We start from the raw sequence: 17538 nt of genomic DNA on the forward strand, positions 1-17538 counted from the left end.
GCCTTTAAATTTCTCTGTCAACTCAGCTCAAAACACCTATTTCAATCAATGATAAATTGTTACAGCTTATTGCAGAAATGCAATCAACCGCTTTAAAACAGCAGTTTATCGCGCGATGTCATTATGGGCTTTTCGTTGGGACTGGCACTTTTTCACCCAGTCGTTACACTCCATCATGTACAGTTAAACTTGGATGTTGTGATGAATTTAACGCGTAGTTCCCTCAAGAATCCTGCCAGTGTCATTGTCATACTGGCACTTGTAATGGTATTTGGATTATTAAGTATTTTTAAACTCCCAATACAACTCACTCCTGATATTGAACAACCTCAAATCACCATCTTTTCTGGCTGGCGACAAGCCGCACCAGAAGAGATAGAATCGGTCATCATTGAGCCACTAGAAAATGCAGTTAAAAACACGCCAGGTGCACTTGAGGTAAATACGACGATTAATCGGGGTAATGGTTCTATATCACTCACTTTTGCCATCGGTACCGATATGCAGCAAGCCATGCTTGATGTACTCACTAACCTCAATCAAGCTCCTCCACTGCCACTTGATGCGATTGATCCAGTCGTATCCGCAGGTGGCGGTTTTGGGGGAGGTGGCGCAGCCGCCGCCACTTTACTGGTCACCCCGCTCGAAGCTGGCGATCAAGGCTTGAGCCTAGATATGGCTCAATACCAAAAACAAATAGACGAAATTATTGAACCCAGATTATCTCAAATACAAGGCGTTTCCCGTGTCGACCTCGCCAGTGAACGTTCAAAAGAACTGCGTGTCACTTTTGATCCACATAAAGCAGCTGCTCTTGGCATTAGTATCAATCAAATTAGACAGACATTACGGGCTTCTCAAGATACCTCTGCGGGCCTCGCCAATGTGGGGCGCAGACAATATACCGTGCGCTTCACCGGCCAATATGATTTACAAGATATGCTGCAAATGCGCATCGGTTACTCAGGTGATAGACCCATATATCTTGGGGACATTGCCACGGTAAAAGAAACCTTTTCTGACCGTTTGGGTATGAGTGGCAGAAATGGGCAACCTGCCTACTATATTCGCGTAGCACGAATCAATGATGCCAATACCGTAGCACTACTGGATGAGATTAACATTGCAATAAATGAGCTTAATGCAGGCCCATTGAAGGAGGCAGGATTGAGTATAGAGCTCAGTTATGACGCTTCAGTACACATTCGTAACGCCTTGCTGCTCGTTAAAAGCAATTTGGGCTTAGGGGTACTCTTGTCCTGTATTATTTTGTGGCTGTTCTTTCGTGGTCTAAAAACAACGCTGATCATCGCAGCAACAATCCCCGTCTCTTTAATGATGGCATTTCTCGCACTCAATATCTTTGACCGCAGCATTAATGTTATTTCTCTGGCAGGCTTAGCATTTGCCGTCGGTTTAGTATTAGATGCAGCCATCATAGTACAAGAGAACATCGCGCGGCTAAAATCCACTGGCTTTGATACTAATAAGGCAGCACTGAAAGGCGCGACACAAGTCGCTGGGGCACTGTTTGCATCGACTGCTACCAGTGTTGCCATCTTCTTACCCATCTTATTTATGGCAGGTATTGAGGGACAATTATTTTCAGATTTGGCTTTAACATTATCCATTGCCGTGATCGCCTCTTTGCTAAGCGCCCTCACTATCATCCCCATAGCTAATCGCTATATGCCTGACAGCAAAGCAAAAAAAGACCCATATCAAGCATACTGGAAAAAATTAACCAAGTTTATCATGCAGCTAACCAACACCAAGCTCAAACAAATCTCTTGGATCATCGGCTTATTGGGGAGCTCATTACTCATCACAGTCACCATGCTGCCTAAGACAGACTTTATGCCTCAAGCACCCACTGATGGTTTTTTCTTTTCCCTCATTACACCACCAGGTGGGAATGTAAACTATATGGAAGAGGAGTTGTTAAAGCGGGTCAAAGCGCGACTGATGCCTCACTACACAGGAGAAAAGCAACCGGGTATCAAAGACTTCAATTTTTATCTATTTGGCACAAATGCCGGCGGTTTTATTTACTCTGCAGATCCACAGAGAGTAGAAGAGCTAATGAAAGTCACCCGTGAAGAAATCTTGGTAGACCTACCTGATACCCAAGTTTTCCTCTTTAGAGGCTCTATGATTCAAGTTTCCAATGGCGGAGATGGACGAAATATAGACATCGAGATAACAGGTCCTAATATGGATGACCTCATCTCAGGCGCACAAGTGGCATTAACGGCGGTTAAGGAGGCTCTGCCCGAGGCAACAGCGCAACCCCAACCTCGATTAGATATGGCCGAGCCAGAATTAAGGTTGCATCCAAATGATCGCCGAATCACACAAGCAGGCCTCACCCGCCAAGACGTTTCTCAAGCTGTACAAGCTTTTACAGGAGGATTATTCGTCAACGAGTACTTCAATGGTAATGACCGTATGAATGTGATTTTACGTGCCACCAGCTGGGATTCACCCGAAGCATTAAAAGCTTTGCCTATCGTCACGCCGAGCTCAGGTATTCAAACCGTCGGGGAGCTTGCACATGTCGAACGCACAGTCGGACCAAGTCAGTTGCGCCGTGTCAATGGTCGCAGAACGGTCAGTGTTGTAGTCACGCCGCCGGCTGATATGTCACTTGAACAAGCACAGCAAATTTTGCTGTCGCAAGTTATTCCTAAAGTCAAAGCCACACTACCTGAAAATGCAGGGGTTATCCTGTCGGGAAATGCACAAAAAATGAACTCGGCCATTCAAGAGATGGCTATCAATTTCGTCTTAGCCTTATTCATCTTGTTTTTATTAATGAGTGCGCTATTTAAATCTGCCAAAGACAGCCTATTAGTGCTTTTGGTGATGCCATTAGCTGCTGCGGGCGGCGTTATCGCTTTATTTGTTCTTAACTTATTTACTTTTCAGTCCCTCGACTTGCTCACAATGATTGGCTTTATCATATTACTCGGATTAGTGGTGAATAATGCCATTTTACTTGTCGACCAAACTCGTGTTGCCGAAGCTTCCGGCATGCTTAGACAAGAGGCGGTAAGACAAGCCGTCTTAATGCGTGCAAGGCCTGTGTATTTGAGCACATTAACCAGCCTGTTTGGCATGCTACCGCTGACATTAGTGCCAGGGGTTGGTGCTGAGATCTACCGCGGTTTGGCCACTGTGATCGTAGGCGGTATGGCAATAAGTGCCCTGTTCACCTTAATATTGATGCCGAGCTTGCTGCAACTTGGTCAAGGCAAGCAACCGAAAGTTAAACAAAATAATAATTCAAAACCTTCTCTCAATTTAGTGTCGAACCAATAAGGAATTAGCAATGCGTAAAACATCTTTAACTGTGACATTATTTTCCTTGGCTTTGGCATGCAACTCGCTATTGTATAGCGCAACCAGTCGTGCAGCCCTGCCAGTTACTGTAGAGGCAGTGACAGAGGCCCCGTTGACCAGCTCACTGGCAGTCAGTGGCACCCTTTTTGGTAAGCAAGATGTTGTGATTACTGCAGGACTCGCAGGGCGTCTGCTCTTTGTTGCAGAGCCCGGACAAAGAGTAGAACAAGGAGAGGTGCTCATTCGAATGGACACCCTGCCTTTAGAACTCGAGCAAGCACGCCAGCGAGAAATGCTAAAACGTGCACAAATCAATCTCAGATTCCACCAGCAAGAACTGACCCGATTGCAAAAACTCGCTAAGACTAACAGTGCTGCGGCTACTCAAGTAGATAGTGTGCAAAATCAACATGATTTGGCTCTATCTGATATCGCATTAGCTCAAATTGAACTGAACGTCATCGCAGATCAATTATCTCGGGCGACAATCACAGCGCCTTTCACCGGTGTTGTCAGTGAGCGATTTAAACGCGCAGGTAGAGAAGTCAGCCGAGCCAGTGAATTACTGAACTTTGTTGATATTCATAATTTAGAAGCAAGGCTATATGTCCCTGTAAAATATTTACACTATCTCAAGCAGGGAATTATTTTGCCTTTTCAAACTGGTGACTTGAACAACCCAGCTACAAGCTCAGCAACAATTAGCCGTGTTATCCCTGCCACGGATCCTCGCTCACAAACGGTCGAAGTCAGAGCCGATTTGAACACAAACCAAAAGCAAGTTTACGCGGTTGGACAGCTTGTTGATGTCACCGTACCGCTGCAATCCAATCAACCCGTTTTATTGGTTAACCGTGATGCGCTCATCATTCGCCAAAACGGGATCCATATCGTCAAAGTTGACCATGACAACACTGTTCAGCAAATACCGGTCCAAGTTGGTAAAGGTGAAGGCACATTTGTCGAGGTCAAAGCCATAGATAACACGCGTCAACTTAATATTGGCGATCAAATCGCGGTCAGGGGTGCTGAACGTTTGACTGATGGGCAGGAAGTTGACGTGCAAGCCCGTAATTAATTGACAGATTACTAGCCCAATGAGCCTACTTATGGATGAGTAGGTTCATTTTTATATCCTTAAAATTCATTGATTTAATATAATTTAATAAGACTAAGACCGTTAATTTCAGTAAGTTTAATTGGCACTTCTTACGCGCTTTTTACAAGCTACTCCACATAGACATAACGGAGTAGACAACATGCTAACAAACAAAATTTTAATCACGACACAATTGGGCTTATTAGTGGCTGGCACACTTGGCGTAAGTGCCAACGCTCCCGCAGCCAATGCAATATCATCTCAAATCATGTTCGATGACTTTAGCTATCGCCAATTTGAGGATGCACAGAAAAATGGTTGGCAAATTCGCGATGAAGTAGGTCACCCCGGTATTAAAAATGCGACCTGGTGGAAAGAAGGTGTCACATTTCATCCTGATCCCATCAACCACAGCAATACAGTGATGCGTATTACCTCGAAAACCGATGGTTCAGCGGAAAATACCCGCCACACTCAAGTCTGCCACAATAGAAAGTACAAAGAAGGCACATACGCCGCTAGAGTTTACTTCAATGATGCGCCGCAGTATGGACCGGACGGTGATGCGGTTATCCAAACATTTTATGCTATCAGCCCGTTAAAGGCACCGATGGATAAAAACTACAGTGAAATGGACTTCGAGTACCTCCCAAATGGCGGCTGGGGGACTGAGCGACTGGCTTTATTTGCGACCTCTTGGGAAACGTTTCAGCTAACGCCTTGGACGAAAGTAAACGCATACGATTATCACATTGAATCATTACAAGGCTGGAACACGCTTGTTTTACAAGTCGCCGATAATTCACTGAAGTACTACGTCAATGGCCACTTATTTGCCGAGCATGGTGCCGACGTTTATCCTGAAGTGCCTATGTCCATTAACTTCAATCAATGGTTTGACCCGAATAAATTGGTTCAGTCGACACAAATGCGTCAATACTATCAAGACGTCGATTGGGTGTATTTCGTGAAAGATAAAGTCATAGCGCCTACGGCCGTAGTGCAAGCAGTTGAACAACTCAGAAAAGATAAAGTCGCTCAACGCGACACGGTACCAAATTGGAAGCCAAAACAACCAGACTACTGTAGCCTTTAATTAATCGTGTGGATGGGCACTTGAGCAAACCACGCTTGCACACGTGCAATTAATTGGGGACTATCTGCTTGGTGTGCAATATCCAGTGCCTGCTGTGCCATCCCATGTGCACGGCTCTTTTCCCCCAACTCTCTATACATGTCAGCCTGCGCTAACAATACCCAAATTTGGTTAGGGCTGGCATTGCTTTCGTTTGCCACTTGCATCGCTTTATTAAAATAATGTTTAGCTTCATTTATCTCTTGCTGTGCAATGGCTATTTTTGCCAATTCTATCAATGCAGCTGTTTGACCATATCGTCCGTGAAAGCTTTGATGATACTCAAGTGCGGCTAAAAGCCACCTTGTCGCTTCACTGTATTGCCCTTGCAAGCGCTTGATTTTGCCCAGTTCCTCATAAGAGTATGCAATGAACAACTTATCTTGGCTAGATTGTGCTAAGCCCTTTGCTTTGGCAATATACTGCTCGGCTAAATCTAACTCTTGCTGCCTGTTTTCCCCTTGTGGCCAATGTATCAATAAATAACCAATCAACAAATTGGCACGTAAATGTTCTTTTTGACTCGCTGAGTTATCTGCTAATAGCAAACTGCCCTGCAACAAGCTGATTGCTTGCTCCAACTGATAAGTATTTGCCAAACTCCCCGCCAAATACCGTCGTGCGGCGAGCATATTCGGTTGCTCTACCAACGCACTGCGAAACAGTGCTATGGCATCTTCATAGTCTCGCTGTAAAAAAGCGTTCACCCCTTTGGCAAAAGCTTGATTGCTAAATGCACCATGATAAGACCCAGAAGCCGTTATTTCTTGCTGTTGGTATTTATCGGCCAACACGTTGACCAGCTGATTTAATGCATCTTCTACACTTTGGGACAATATTACCCCTTGTTGCGGACCATATTTTGAATGCAGAGTGTAGTGTAATTGTAAATCTTCAGGATAACCGGTCAGTCGAGTCTGGACTACAAGCTGCACATCCAACTTTTGCTGCAACTTAAATATTTTCCCCGACAGCGAGCGTGCGCCCCGAGTATCTCGCTCCTGCAGATATTCTATCGCCAATAGCACATCATCAGTATTACTTACAGATAAGGTTGTTTGCTGAGCAAGTGCCCGTGTTAAGTGATCCATGCCTTTAATCGGTACCCAATCATGCAGCTTATCAGGCATGTTGTTTTCAACAGGTAAGAACGCCACACGGGGCAATTGCTGAGAGTCAGCTCTGTCCAAGATAAAATGTGCTAACCCTACCACTAAGATCAATGCTAAAAAAACGAGCGCTAACATACGCATTGTCATGAACTGTTTAAACTGCGCTGATTTGTTTATTGGTTCAATCTCTGCGACCCAACGATATCCTATTTTAGGGAAGGTCTTAATGGTGCTGGCCCCAAGCATATCCCTGATCTCTTTGATCGACTGAACTAACACTTGGTCTTGTACGACAACGTCACACCAAACATTGTCTAGTAATTCTTGCTTGCTAACAACACGGTCTGGATTTTCGACTAACAAGGTGAGTACTTGCAACGTTTTTGCTCGTATATCATGTCGTTGTTGTGAGCCTTGGGTATAAATCACCCCACGGATCAGGTCGACTTCCTTGTTATCAATTTTAAAGCGCATGATTTAACACCATTGGGTCAGCCTTCGCAGACACCTATTCATAACCATCTGTTTTAAATGTAGTTTGCCCTAATGTTTACGTGTACTCAAGTTTCATAAGATAATCTTCAGAGGGAACTAGAGGAATAAAATCCATATCACCACACTGACTTTTCATCACATGGTATCTAAACGTCACAAAGTTAACCTTTGTGCTACATTTAATGCTGGATTGTCCCAATGCATCATTCTGTTATTAAAACAGAGTGAGTTTAAACACCTGCATAAAAAGTAAAAAATTTATGTAAATCGCAGATTTAACCATCTGCTTTGCAGCACAGTCGCAGTAGTTGTTTTATAGGAGCAGTCGTCTGCCAAAGTAGACTTAACCATCAAGGCTAAGGAAAAACTATGACACATTACACATTTGGCAAAGAAATTACGGATAAACCCCTCCCTACAAAAGTCAAAGTAGCCATCGTTGGCGCGGGCATGTCAGGCCTATATAGTGCTTGGCGATTACAGCAAGAAGCGCAGATACAAGATCTTGCTATATTTGAACGCTCAAATCGAACTGGTGGACGTTTAGACTCAGATCTCATTGAGTTCAATAACCTACGCTCAGAACACCCTAAAACGATTACCGTTAAAGAGGAGCAAGGGGGTATGCGCTTCCTTTTCGATGGGATGGATGATCTGATGGCGTTGTTTTTAAAACTGAACCTACAAAACGACATCGTTCCATTCCCTATGAATAGCGGCGGCAATAACCGATTATTTTTTCGCGGTGAGAGTTTTAGTGTGGAAGATGCTCAACAAGATGACTACGCCATTTGGTCTCATCTATACAACCTTGACCAATCTGAGCAAGGTGTGAACCCCAAAGACATCGTCAACGTCGTCTTCAATCGTATTTTAGAAGCCAACCCGCAGTTTCAACAGCGACCTGAAGTCAGAGGCCCTGAGTTTTGGCAGGCCTTTAGGTTGGAGTGCAAGTGGCAAGGACAAACGCTTAATGAGTGGACGCTGTGGGATCTCTATACCAACATGGGTTATTCACAAGAGTGTATAAATATGCTCTACCGAGTACTTGGCTTCAATGGTACATTCTTATCACAAATGAATGCTGGTGTGGCATATCAGCTGTTAGAAGACTTCCCTGCCAATGTACAATTTAAAACCTTTAAAGACGGCTTCAGCACATTACCCAATAAGTTGGTTGAAGAAGTGGGTACTGACAATATTCACCTGCAGACCAGTATCGAAGAGATTGATTACGCTGAAGAGTCAGGACTGTATTCACTGCATTATAGCCATACCGACGAGCACGGTCGGACGCAAAAAGGGGTTGTGCAAGCGGAAAAAGTCATATTAGGCTTACCAAGGCTTGCACTTGAAAAACTGTTTGTTCGTTCTAATGCGTTTAACCAACTAGACAAGGATAAATCAGAGCAGCTATGGAATACACTGCAATCGGCCAGCAACCAGCCATTACTTAAAATCAATTTATACTACGATTCAGCTTGGTGGGGACGTGGCACTACAGGCAGACCTGCCGTGGAGTTTGGCCCTAACTTTGCAGATTTACCCACAGGCTCTGTTTACCCCTTCTATGCGGTCAATGATGAATTGGCAGCAGCACTGATGTACCAAGAACGCTCGACACACCCATCTAAAGATGTTCAAGCTAAGCTGGACCGTATCGGCAACGAAAAATATGAGCGACCTGCGGCACTGACCATCTACTGTGATTATTTAAATATCAACTTCTGGAGCAACCTACAAAATATTGGTGAAACATACCATCACCCACACCAAAGCGATTATGTACAAGATGTCCCAGCTGATATATACCCTGCATCTACAGCTGTTGTTGCACAAGCAACCAAGTTCTTTAAAGAAATATTTAACACCCACTATGTACCTGAGCCTATCCTAACCAGTGCTCGCATTTGGGAAGGCAGCACTAAGTTTGATATTCCCGCGAGCCGACAATTCGGTTTCGGTGTTCACCAGTGGGCGGTGGGCGCAAATGACAAAGAGGTCATGGAAACACTCAGCGAACCACTACCAAATTTATACACCTGCGGTGAAGCATTTTCTGATTACCAAGGTTGGGTTGAGGGTGCATTGCGCTCAACTGACTTAGCATTAGAAAAAAGCTTTGGCCTCAAGCCATTTAGCCAAGTTTATTTTGAAAATACGCACATCCATGCTTCAGATGCCATTAAAGCGATTTACGAAGAGAACTCAAGTAAGCTCATCAACCAGTATATAGAAACTAACTTCTCAGCCAATACAGCACCAATTGACCGTACTCAAGACTTTGATAGCGTCATTGGCGTTGATCTCTGCTACTTCGATACTAAGTGATAACTAGCACCAAAATAAGCGGCTATGTAATTTGCATCGCCGCTTTTTGGCCAATAAAACGGAGAGTCATTATTTATGAGTACATGTTTCAAAGAATATACGGTTGCAGATTATTTCAAAGACCGCTTAGAAGAAATTGGTGTTGACCAAATGTTTGGCGTCGCCGGTAATTATACCGCCGGCCTATTGGATACAATTTTAGCCGACAGCCAATCTCCAATTACCATTAAAGGCAATGCAAATGAGATTTGTGCCGGTTTTGCTGCAGATGCTTATGCTCGACTAAAAGGCCCTTGTGCATTGTATGTCACATATAGCGTCGGTGCATTTAGCCTACTGAATACCATTGCAGGTTCTTATGTTGAACAAGTGCCCGTTATTTTAATTAATGGTGCACCAACCAATAAAGAGGACCAAATCTCAAAATGCCAAGGGTTGCTATACTCCCATACTACAGGCTACGAATTCGTTGATATTCATATGTTTCGCCCAATTACGGTGGCCGCAGAACGAATCAATAACGCTTTACAAGCCCCCTACCAAATCGACTCAGCTATCACAGCTCTGTTGAGCGAGCAACGTCCTATCTATTTTGAAGTTACTGAAGATATCTGGCGCAGCCCGTGCCAAAGACCACAGGGACGAATAAGAGAGCGCACAAATGATACGCTCACGGTCAGTTGTGCTAAACAAGCTGCTGACGCCACCTTGCAATTGATGCTATCTAAGCCCAAAAGCATCTTTTGGGCAGGTATTGAATTACAACGCCTCGCGTTACAGGATGAGTTTCTCAATTTGATGGAAGTGATTAATCGTCATCACTCTATGCCGGACGGACACATCCATTTTGTCACTTCCGCTTTAAGTAAATCAGTCATTGCAGAAACCCACCCCTGGTTCGAGGGCTGTGTCACACTCTCACCCTCTGAAGTACAGGATCTGGTCGGTGAGGATGGCGTATTAGTAGGCATAGGTGCATGGACAACGGGTAAGGATACCGGAAATCAGGATATTCGCAGCAGCAACACCATACTATCTGCTCACCAAGGCGTCTATGTCGGTGCTGATTTTTACCCATCTGTATTGCTCAAAGATTATTTATACTACCTCACAGAAGCATTTGAGCAATTGGCCAAACACAACCCTGCCCAATTGGCCGGTATTCGCAAGCCTATGGCTGCGAACAATATGCCTATGCCTGAACAGCAATTAGGTTACGATAGCTTTTTTGCCGCGATGAGCAGCTGGATAACAGAAGATGACGTATTAATTGTCGATGCAGGCTTCCCACTCATCGGGGCTCAACGTGTCAAAATACCTTCACGAAATGGTTTTATAGCCCAAGCTGCGTGGTTATCAATCGGTTACTCAGTCCCGGCCGGCACCGGTGTTAAGTGCGCTTACCCTGATAAACGGTCGATTGTCGTTGTTGGTGATGGGGCGTTCCATGAGACCTGTCAAGCCGTTGCCGATCAACATGCTTACGGGCAAAACACGGTTGTCTTTGTCTTAGCCAATGGCATTTATGGGATTGAGCAATACCTCGTCAACCCCAACCCATTTCGTAAGCCGCCTGTTGATTATCAAGATAAATTACTCAATCAGGTGTATAGCTACAATGACTTACCTTCATGGGAAATCGCCAAGCTACCTGATGCGTTCGGCGGCAAAGGGATTAAAGTAACCAGCGTTGAACAATTACTCAGCGCAATGGAAGAAATTCGTCATAATGATCACATCAATTATGTCGTCGAAGTCTGTATTCCTAAAGAAGATACTCCATCAAGTATCACAGCCGAAGCCCCAACAGCCGTCGGTGAAGATGAAATATGCAACCCACAATGGCCACCCGCAAATAAATTTTAGCCCTAGTAACCAGCCTATATGGCTGGTTTCTTTACATATATTAAAAAATGATCTTGCTGTGATAAATTTGTGATAATTGAGCGAGGCTTTCGCGACAATTGCCCTGCATGATTACTCTTGTCAATTACAAACAACAAGAGCCAATTATGAAAACACGTATTCTATCACTCATCGCAGGCACACTTCTTAGTTCCGGTGCTGCACATGCAGCGTCGCTTGAAGTGAAGGTTACTAACCTAACCCAAGGAATATACTTCACCCCTTTACTCATCACTGCCCACACCAAGGATGCCATGTTATTCAATGTCGGTGAGAAAGCATCTGATGAGCTTCAAGCCATGGCAGAAGGCGGCAGCTTAGACGGCCTTAACACCATATTGACAGGCATAAACGCCAATACAGTCAGCAACCCAGCTGGTGGCTTACTCGCACCAGTTACCAGTACAATGACTGATTTAGAAACCACTGATGGCAACGACAAATTGTCAATCGTTGCCATGATGCTACCGACCAATGATGGCTTTATTGGTTTAAATAGCTGGCAGATCCCAACTGAAGCGGGCACCTATCATGTTTACCTGAACGCCTATGATGCCGGCACAGAGGCCAATAATGAAAGAGTGATAGCTGAATCTGGTGCGCCTGGCGTACTCGGTATTCCAGCCTCACCAGGTGTTGCACCAGGCACTGGCGGCGATGGTGTGACGACTGAAGAGGCCAATCAAATGATACATATTCATAGAGGTAACTTAGGCGATGATAATCCAACCGGTGGTGACAGTGATTTACATAATACAGTACACCGCTGGTTAAACCCCGTTGCTAAAGTGACTATCACAGTAAAATAAGGTGGCTATCATGAAACTCTCTAAATTGATTATACCGATTGCTTGCCTGACCTTAGTTGCGTGTAGTGATAATGACGATGAACCGACAACAGTTGTAGAAACACCGGCACCAGCACCAACACCGGATCCAACACCGGACCCAACACCGGATCCGACCCCAGACCCAACGCCGGATCCCACACCTGATCCTGACCCCAATGAGGCGATGTTAACCGTGACGGTTACCAATTTGACCTACGCACAACCGCTATCACCAGTCGGCATTGTGCTGCATCAAGAAGGACAGTTATGGCAAATCGGAGAAGCGGCAAGTAATGCACTAGAAAAAATGGCGGAAAGTGGTGATAACAGCGACCTACTCTCGCTAGGTGTAGTACAGAGCAAAGTGTCAGGAGAGGGTGTCTTACCTCCGGGTAATAAAACGGAATTAACACTGAGCCAATCTTCACTTGATGGACAAAAGTTATCATTATTTACCATGATGGTGAATACAAATGACGGCTTTACCGGTCTTAATGCCTTAGATGTATCTTCTATGGCTGTCGGTGACCAGATGCACTACGTCACCTATGCGTATGACGCAGGTACTGAAGAAAATTCAGAAACCAGTGGCACAATTCCTGGACCCGCAGACAGTGGGGAAGGATTTAATGCGCAAAGAGAAGAGCTGAACAAGGTTGCAATGCATCCTGGTGTTGTTGGTAAAGACGATGGTCTTACGAACTCTGTGTTAAGCAGCATTCATAAATTTGACAACCCACTGATGTCAGTGACCATTATGAGAACCAAGTAGCCTCCTACTCGCCCCGGCAACGAGTAGCTGGGGCGTGTTTGTTTGTGTAATAGCACAGGCAGGAGGTTAGTCTATGCATCAACGTGTGCTCATTGTCGAAGACGATTTAGACATCGCTCGTTTGCTTCAAGTACATTTAAACGAACTTGACCTTGAAGTTGATCACCTTTCGACTGGAGAAGGTGTTATGTCTCAGCTATCAATTCAAAAATATGCCATCGTGTTATTAGACATTATGTTGCCCCAAGTCGATGGGTTAACACTGTGTCGAGAGATAAAAACACTACATCCCAAAATTAGTGTTGTCATGTTGACTTCAAAAAGTAGTGAGATGGACCGCATTATTGGTTTAGAAATGGGGGCTGATGACTACATTTGCAAACCCTGTAGTTATCGAGAGTTTCAAGCGCGTATTAAAGCACAGCTCAGACATATCAAATTACTAGAAGCACAGCAAACCATTGAAATACCCAATGGGACATCGCACCCCATTACCCTAGGTGATTTGCAAGTTGACCCACATTGCCATGAAGTCTCCTTGCACCAAAAGCAATTGGATTTAACCGCCACCGAGTTTGAGTTAATGTTGTTTTTTGCCAAGCATCCAAATCAAGTATTTTCACGTGCTCAATTGCTCGAGTCAGTTTGGGGATACGACCACCTTGGTTATGAGCACACAGTAAACTCGCATATTAATCGTATTCGCACCAAACTAGAGAAACTCACAGACCAAGCGATTATCGAAACGGTCTGGGGAGTGGGGTATAAACTCAATTCAAAGCCTTTACAACAGGAACGGTTATGACCTTTTCACTCTATCATCGCCTTGCATTGATCATCACTGGCGTGTTTATGCTGACAGTCTCCGCATTTGTGTTCTGGACACAAGACCTCTCGTCAGTGTCTCGTTCCCAAGCCGAGCAGCAATTGCATCTAGGGCTCGCGGAACATTTGGCACAAGATAACCCGCTACTCAAGCAAGGGGTATATGATTACAAAGCACTGGAAAATCTGTTCCATACTTTGATGGTACTGGGTCCTGCCTTTGAGTTTTACTTTGTCGACCCCAGTGGTAAGCTGCTCACCTACTCCGCTAAGCCCGGCGAAGTCAAAAGACAATCGATAGACCTTAGGCCCTTGATTCAATTAATAAATGAGCCCAGCAAACTTCCTGTCTATGGCGAAGACCCACGCTCAATTGAACAAAAAAAAATATTTTCCGTCTCTCCCGTTTATAACGGGGACACGTTGCAAGGCTACTTGTATGTGATTATCGGTTCAGCCATCGCAGACTCGATTAGTGCGCAAATTAAAAGTTCTGAACAACTGGCTAAAAGCACCGCATGGTTAATTGCAATGGGGGTCTTTCTATTTGCCATTCTGTTGTTACTATTTAGAACTATGACCCAACCTTTACAACGTTTGAGCCAATTTATTCAAACTGTCGAGCAAAACAACTTTGATACACAATCCACCGAAAAAATCGCCTGGCCATCAAAACACAATGAAATTCACCTTGTCGGCCAAAGTGTCAATAGTATGCTGGACACCATCCACCAGCAAATGACGCAGCTCACCGCCATAGATGAGCAACGTCGAAAATTACTCGCACACTTATCTCATGACCTTCGCACCCCACTGGCGTCATTACAAGGCTATCTAGAGTTAATAGAAAAAACGCCTCCTGCTGGTATCAATGAACAAGAGTATCTCGCCATTGCACTTAAAAATTGCAACCAATTAAAAAGTCTCATTGACCAAATATTTGAATTGGCACACTTAGAGTCTGGTCAGTCTAATGTCAACTTTGAAGTCTTCAATCTAGGGGAACTCATCTATGATATTCTCGCTAAGTTTGCACTTAAAGCGCAACAAGCAGATATATCATTGAGCATCTCACCAACGGACTGCGACTTTACCGTTTTCTCTGATATAGCCAAGTTGGAACGCATTTTAAGTAACCTCATTGAAAATGCCCTGCGCCATACGCCTGCAAAAGGTAATATTTGCATTTCAATATGCGCGATGGATAAATCATATAGTATCGCGGTACAAGATACCGGAGTTGGGATCAGCCCAAAAGAATTGCCCTATATTTTCGAAGCGCGATATCAAGCAAGTAATACCCGTGGATGTAAAAAGTCTCATGCTGGACTCGGTCTTGCAATCACAGCCAGATTAATTGAACTCATAAAATCAGAGATCAAAGTAAACAGCCGCCTTGGCCAAGGCAGTGAGTTTATATTCCAAGTAAGAAGTGCTGACGCTTCTTAATACGGCGTCAGTACGGCCTTTTTCGGCGTTTTGAGATGGGTGCCTACGTGTATCCATGTCATGTTATTTGGCAGACTTTAGTCGCTGTTTTGCAGTTTTTTCCAAAAAAACCGGATAGTCGCTCGTGCATAAACCAAATCTGCATCAATAACCAAAGTGGTTTAAACGCCAAATAGAGTATATTAAAAGGCCCTCATTGACCTAGAGAAATGCGCCCAGCCTGATTGCTATACAAGAAAACGCCGCCCACACTTTACGCGGTAGAGAAACGACTCCACTGCTCAGCTAAGTCTTTATAAATATTACCTAATTTATAAAAGTTCACTATCACACCCGAATCTTGAGCCCGATCAATAATACAAAAGTAAAAGGCGATAAACTCAATAGCAACTTCTAAATTAATAAGGCACAAACATGAAAGCTGCTGTCGCTCATCAGTTTAAAGATCCACTGCGTATCGAAGACGTCGCACAGCCTGAAATAAGGCCTGGAACAGTGCTAGTAAAAGTGGCTGCCTGCGTGTATGCCATACAGACTTGCACGCATGTCATGGGGATTGGCCTGTAAAGCCTAAAATGCCCCTGATCCCCGGCCATGAAGGCATGGGGACTGTCGTCAAAAAAGCGGATGACGTGACGCATATCGACATTGGTGACAAAGTCGGGATCCCATGGCTACACTCTGCATGCGGTCACTGCGAACACTGTTTGCAAGGCAATGAAAACCTGTGTCCCGACCAACAAAATAGCGGCTACTCCGTTGACGGCAGCTATGCTGAATATTGCTTAGCGGATGCGCACTACGCCATCAAAATTCCAGAAAACCTAGATTTCGTTGCCGCTGCACCGCTCTTTTGTGCCGGTGTAACGACCTACAAAGCCCTCAAGGTGAGCGACGCAAAACCAGGCCAATGGGTATCCATTGTGGGGGTCGGAGGGCTGGGACATCTCGCTATTCAATACGCCAAAGCCATGGGTCTAAATGTTATCGCCGTAGATACGGGGGAAAGTAAACTTGTGCTGGCAAAAGAGTTAGGCGCAGATATCTGTATCGACTATGAGAATACTGACCCTGCCCAACACATCCAAACACAGTTTGGAGGTGTACAAGCAGTCATATGCACTGCGGCATCAAAAACCGCTTTTGACAGCGCATATCAGAGTGTAAAACGCGGTGGAAAATGCATATTAGTGGGCTTGCCAAATGATGCGCTGCCCATTCCGATTTTCGATACTGTTTTGAAAGGGATCAGCGTAATCGGCAGCATTGTAGGTACACGACAAGATCTAATCGAATGCTTGGAGTTTGCAGCCTCTGGTAAAGTGCGAGCTATTGTGCAAACCCAGCCATTGACCAATATTAATCAGGTATTCGAACAAATGATCAAAAGTGATATTCAAGGCCGCATTGTCTTAACCATGGATTAGTTTTTTTATCCCAACTTGCTAGGCTGCACCGCAGCCTTTTTTGAGGTTATCTTGTCACCTACTTACTTTGATTCTCACGAGACAACTTGAGTAAACATTGCAGCGCTTTATCAGCACAGCTCTCTTGTACAAAAATATGATCATGATAATACCCAGCAACCACATTTGCGCTGATCTGATTTTGGCCCAATGCGGTAGCAAATGCAGCCGTTAAACCGACCGCTTCCAAACTAGAATGTACATTGAGCGTAATACAGCGATAATCTCCCTGATATTTTATACCTCGCGCTTGAGCATACGATTTAGTGGTGATCACCGTAATGCCTTCTTTTTCTCGAAATAGACCCAATATATTGACCATACTAAGCTGTTCAAGTTGCCGTTCAGACACAACCGCGTACACATAAAGCTCCGAAGATAGCACCGGCTCCATACTGGCAAGTAATACCGTTAAGTTCATCTCCCCTGTCATAAAAACGACTCCTTTTATTCTTATTGTGATTTATTAGTTAATTTACTCATCTTCTTCAGAACGCTGTTTTTTCCTCTGCTCCTGCTTCGCCTTGGCAATATTTTTAAATTGTGTCGGAGGAATTGGGAATAATGCAATTAATGGCATTAAAGCCATAAATAAAAAAGCACCTTTTGGCATTTTCTTTGCCCAGAGTACCGCTCGATACAACAAAATAATCACTGCACACAGCAGCAAAAATACACCTATTTGCCCGACCATGCTTGATACGCCTTATTACCAGTATGACAATGCTATAGGGTCGATGCGAATGCTTTTCAAGCGCCAAGCAAATTACTCTGTTG

General features: G+C 44.4%; 12 protein-coding genes and 1 pseudogene. 10 read left to right on the forward strand and 3 right to left on the reverse strand.

Annotation, left to right across the window (positions count from 1 at the left end):
- Nucleotides 1-201: 201 nt before the first annotated feature.
- The 3 genes from N473_RS20740 (at nucleotide 202) to N473_RS20750 (ending at nucleotide 5537) form a co-directional block, all read left to right on the forward strand.
- Nucleotides 202-3321: an efflux RND transporter permease subunit gene (locus N473_RS20740; RefSeq protein ID WP_063369588.1), complete on the forward strand. Its 3120-nt coding sequence runs from the start codon at nucleotides 202-204 to the stop codon at nucleotides 3319-3321.
- Nucleotides 3322-3331: 10 nt separating this feature from the next.
- Nucleotides 3332-4420 (forward strand): efflux RND transporter periplasmic adaptor subunit, encoded by a 1089-nt coding sequence (locus tag N473_RS20745; RefSeq protein WP_063369589.1) that lies wholly within the window; start codon nucleotides 3332-3334, stop codon nucleotides 4418-4420.
- Nucleotides 4421-4601: 181 nt separating this feature from the next.
- Entirely contained in the window at nucleotides 4602-5537 is a 936-nt protein-coding gene (locus N473_RS20750; RefSeq protein ID WP_063369590.1) for a glycoside hydrolase family 16 protein, read from the forward strand.
- Here N473_RS20750 and N473_RS20755 read toward each other — a convergent pair.
- A complete protein-coding gene (locus N473_RS20755) occupies nucleotides 5534-7162 on the reverse strand; it encodes a tetratricopeptide repeat protein (protein WP_063369591.1) in 1629 nt (542 codons plus the stop codon). The genes N473_RS20750 and N473_RS20755 overlap by 4 nt on opposite strands.
- A 390-nt stretch (nucleotides 7163-7552) precedes the next feature.
- Between N473_RS20755 and N473_RS20760 the strand changes: the two genes are divergently transcribed.
- From N473_RS20760 to adhP, 7 genes and pseudogenes are all read left to right on the forward strand, one after another.
- Nucleotides 7553-9514, forward strand: a complete 1962-nt coding sequence (locus N473_RS20760) for an FAD-dependent L-amino acid oxidase (RefSeq protein ID WP_063369592.1) — start codon at nucleotides 7553-7555, stop codon at nucleotides 9512-9514.
- A gap of 75 nt (nucleotides 9515-9589) precedes the next feature.
- Nucleotides 9590-11380 carry an alpha-keto acid decarboxylase family protein gene (locus tag N473_RS20765; RefSeq protein WP_063369593.1) on the forward strand — a complete coding sequence of 597 codons (1791 nt, stop codon included), beginning with the start codon at nucleotides 9590-9592 and terminating at the stop codon, nucleotides 11378-11380.
- Between the two features lie 146 nt (nucleotides 11381-11526).
- A complete protein-coding gene (locus N473_RS20770) occupies nucleotides 11527-12228 on the forward strand; it encodes a spondin domain-containing protein (RefSeq protein WP_063369613.1) in 702 nt (233 codons plus the stop codon).
- Nucleotides 12229-12238: 10 nt separating this feature from the next.
- On the forward strand, nucleotides 12239-13021 hold the full coding sequence (locus N473_RS20775; protein WP_063369594.1) for a spondin domain-containing protein: 783 nt from the start codon (nucleotides 12239-12241) through the stop codon (nucleotides 13019-13021).
- 73 nt (nucleotides 13022-13094) lie between these two features.
- Nucleotides 13095-13826 (forward strand): response regulator transcription factor, encoded by a 732-nt coding sequence (locus N473_RS20780; protein ID WP_063369595.1) that lies wholly within the window; start codon nucleotides 13095-13097, stop codon nucleotides 13824-13826.
- On the forward strand, nucleotides 13823-15295 hold the full coding sequence (locus N473_RS20785; protein ID WP_063369596.1) for a sensor histidine kinase: 1473 nt from the start codon (nucleotides 13823-13825) through the stop codon (nucleotides 15293-15295). Before N473_RS20780 ends, N473_RS20785 begins: the two co-directional genes overlap by 4 nt.
- 414 nt (nucleotides 15296-15709) lie before the next feature.
- Nucleotides 15710-16722, forward strand: a pseudogene (gene adhP / locus N473_RS20790) (alcohol dehydrogenase AdhP).
- Nucleotides 16723-16780: 58 nt separating this feature from the next.
- Here the strand turns inward: adhP and N473_RS20795 are convergent.
- The gene (locus N473_RS20795; RefSeq protein ID WP_063369597.1) at nucleotides 16781-17194 is read right to left on the reverse strand and encodes an ACT domain-containing protein; all 414 of its coding nucleotides are present in this window, start codon (nucleotides 17192-17194) and stop codon (nucleotides 16781-16783) included.
- A gap of 42 nt (nucleotides 17195-17236) precedes the next feature.
- Nucleotides 17237-17455 (reverse strand): hypothetical protein, encoded by a 219-nt coding sequence (locus N473_RS20800; protein ID WP_063369598.1) that lies wholly within the window; start codon nucleotides 17453-17455, stop codon nucleotides 17237-17239.
- Nucleotides 17456-17538: the final 83 nt, after the last annotated feature.

Origin of the sequence: Pseudoalteromonas luteoviolacea CPMOR-1 (assembly GCF_001625685.1) — a bacterium.
GTDB classification, from domain to species: domain Bacteria; phylum Pseudomonadota; class Gammaproteobacteria; order Enterobacterales; family Alteromonadaceae; genus Pseudoalteromonas; species Pseudoalteromonas luteoviolacea_K.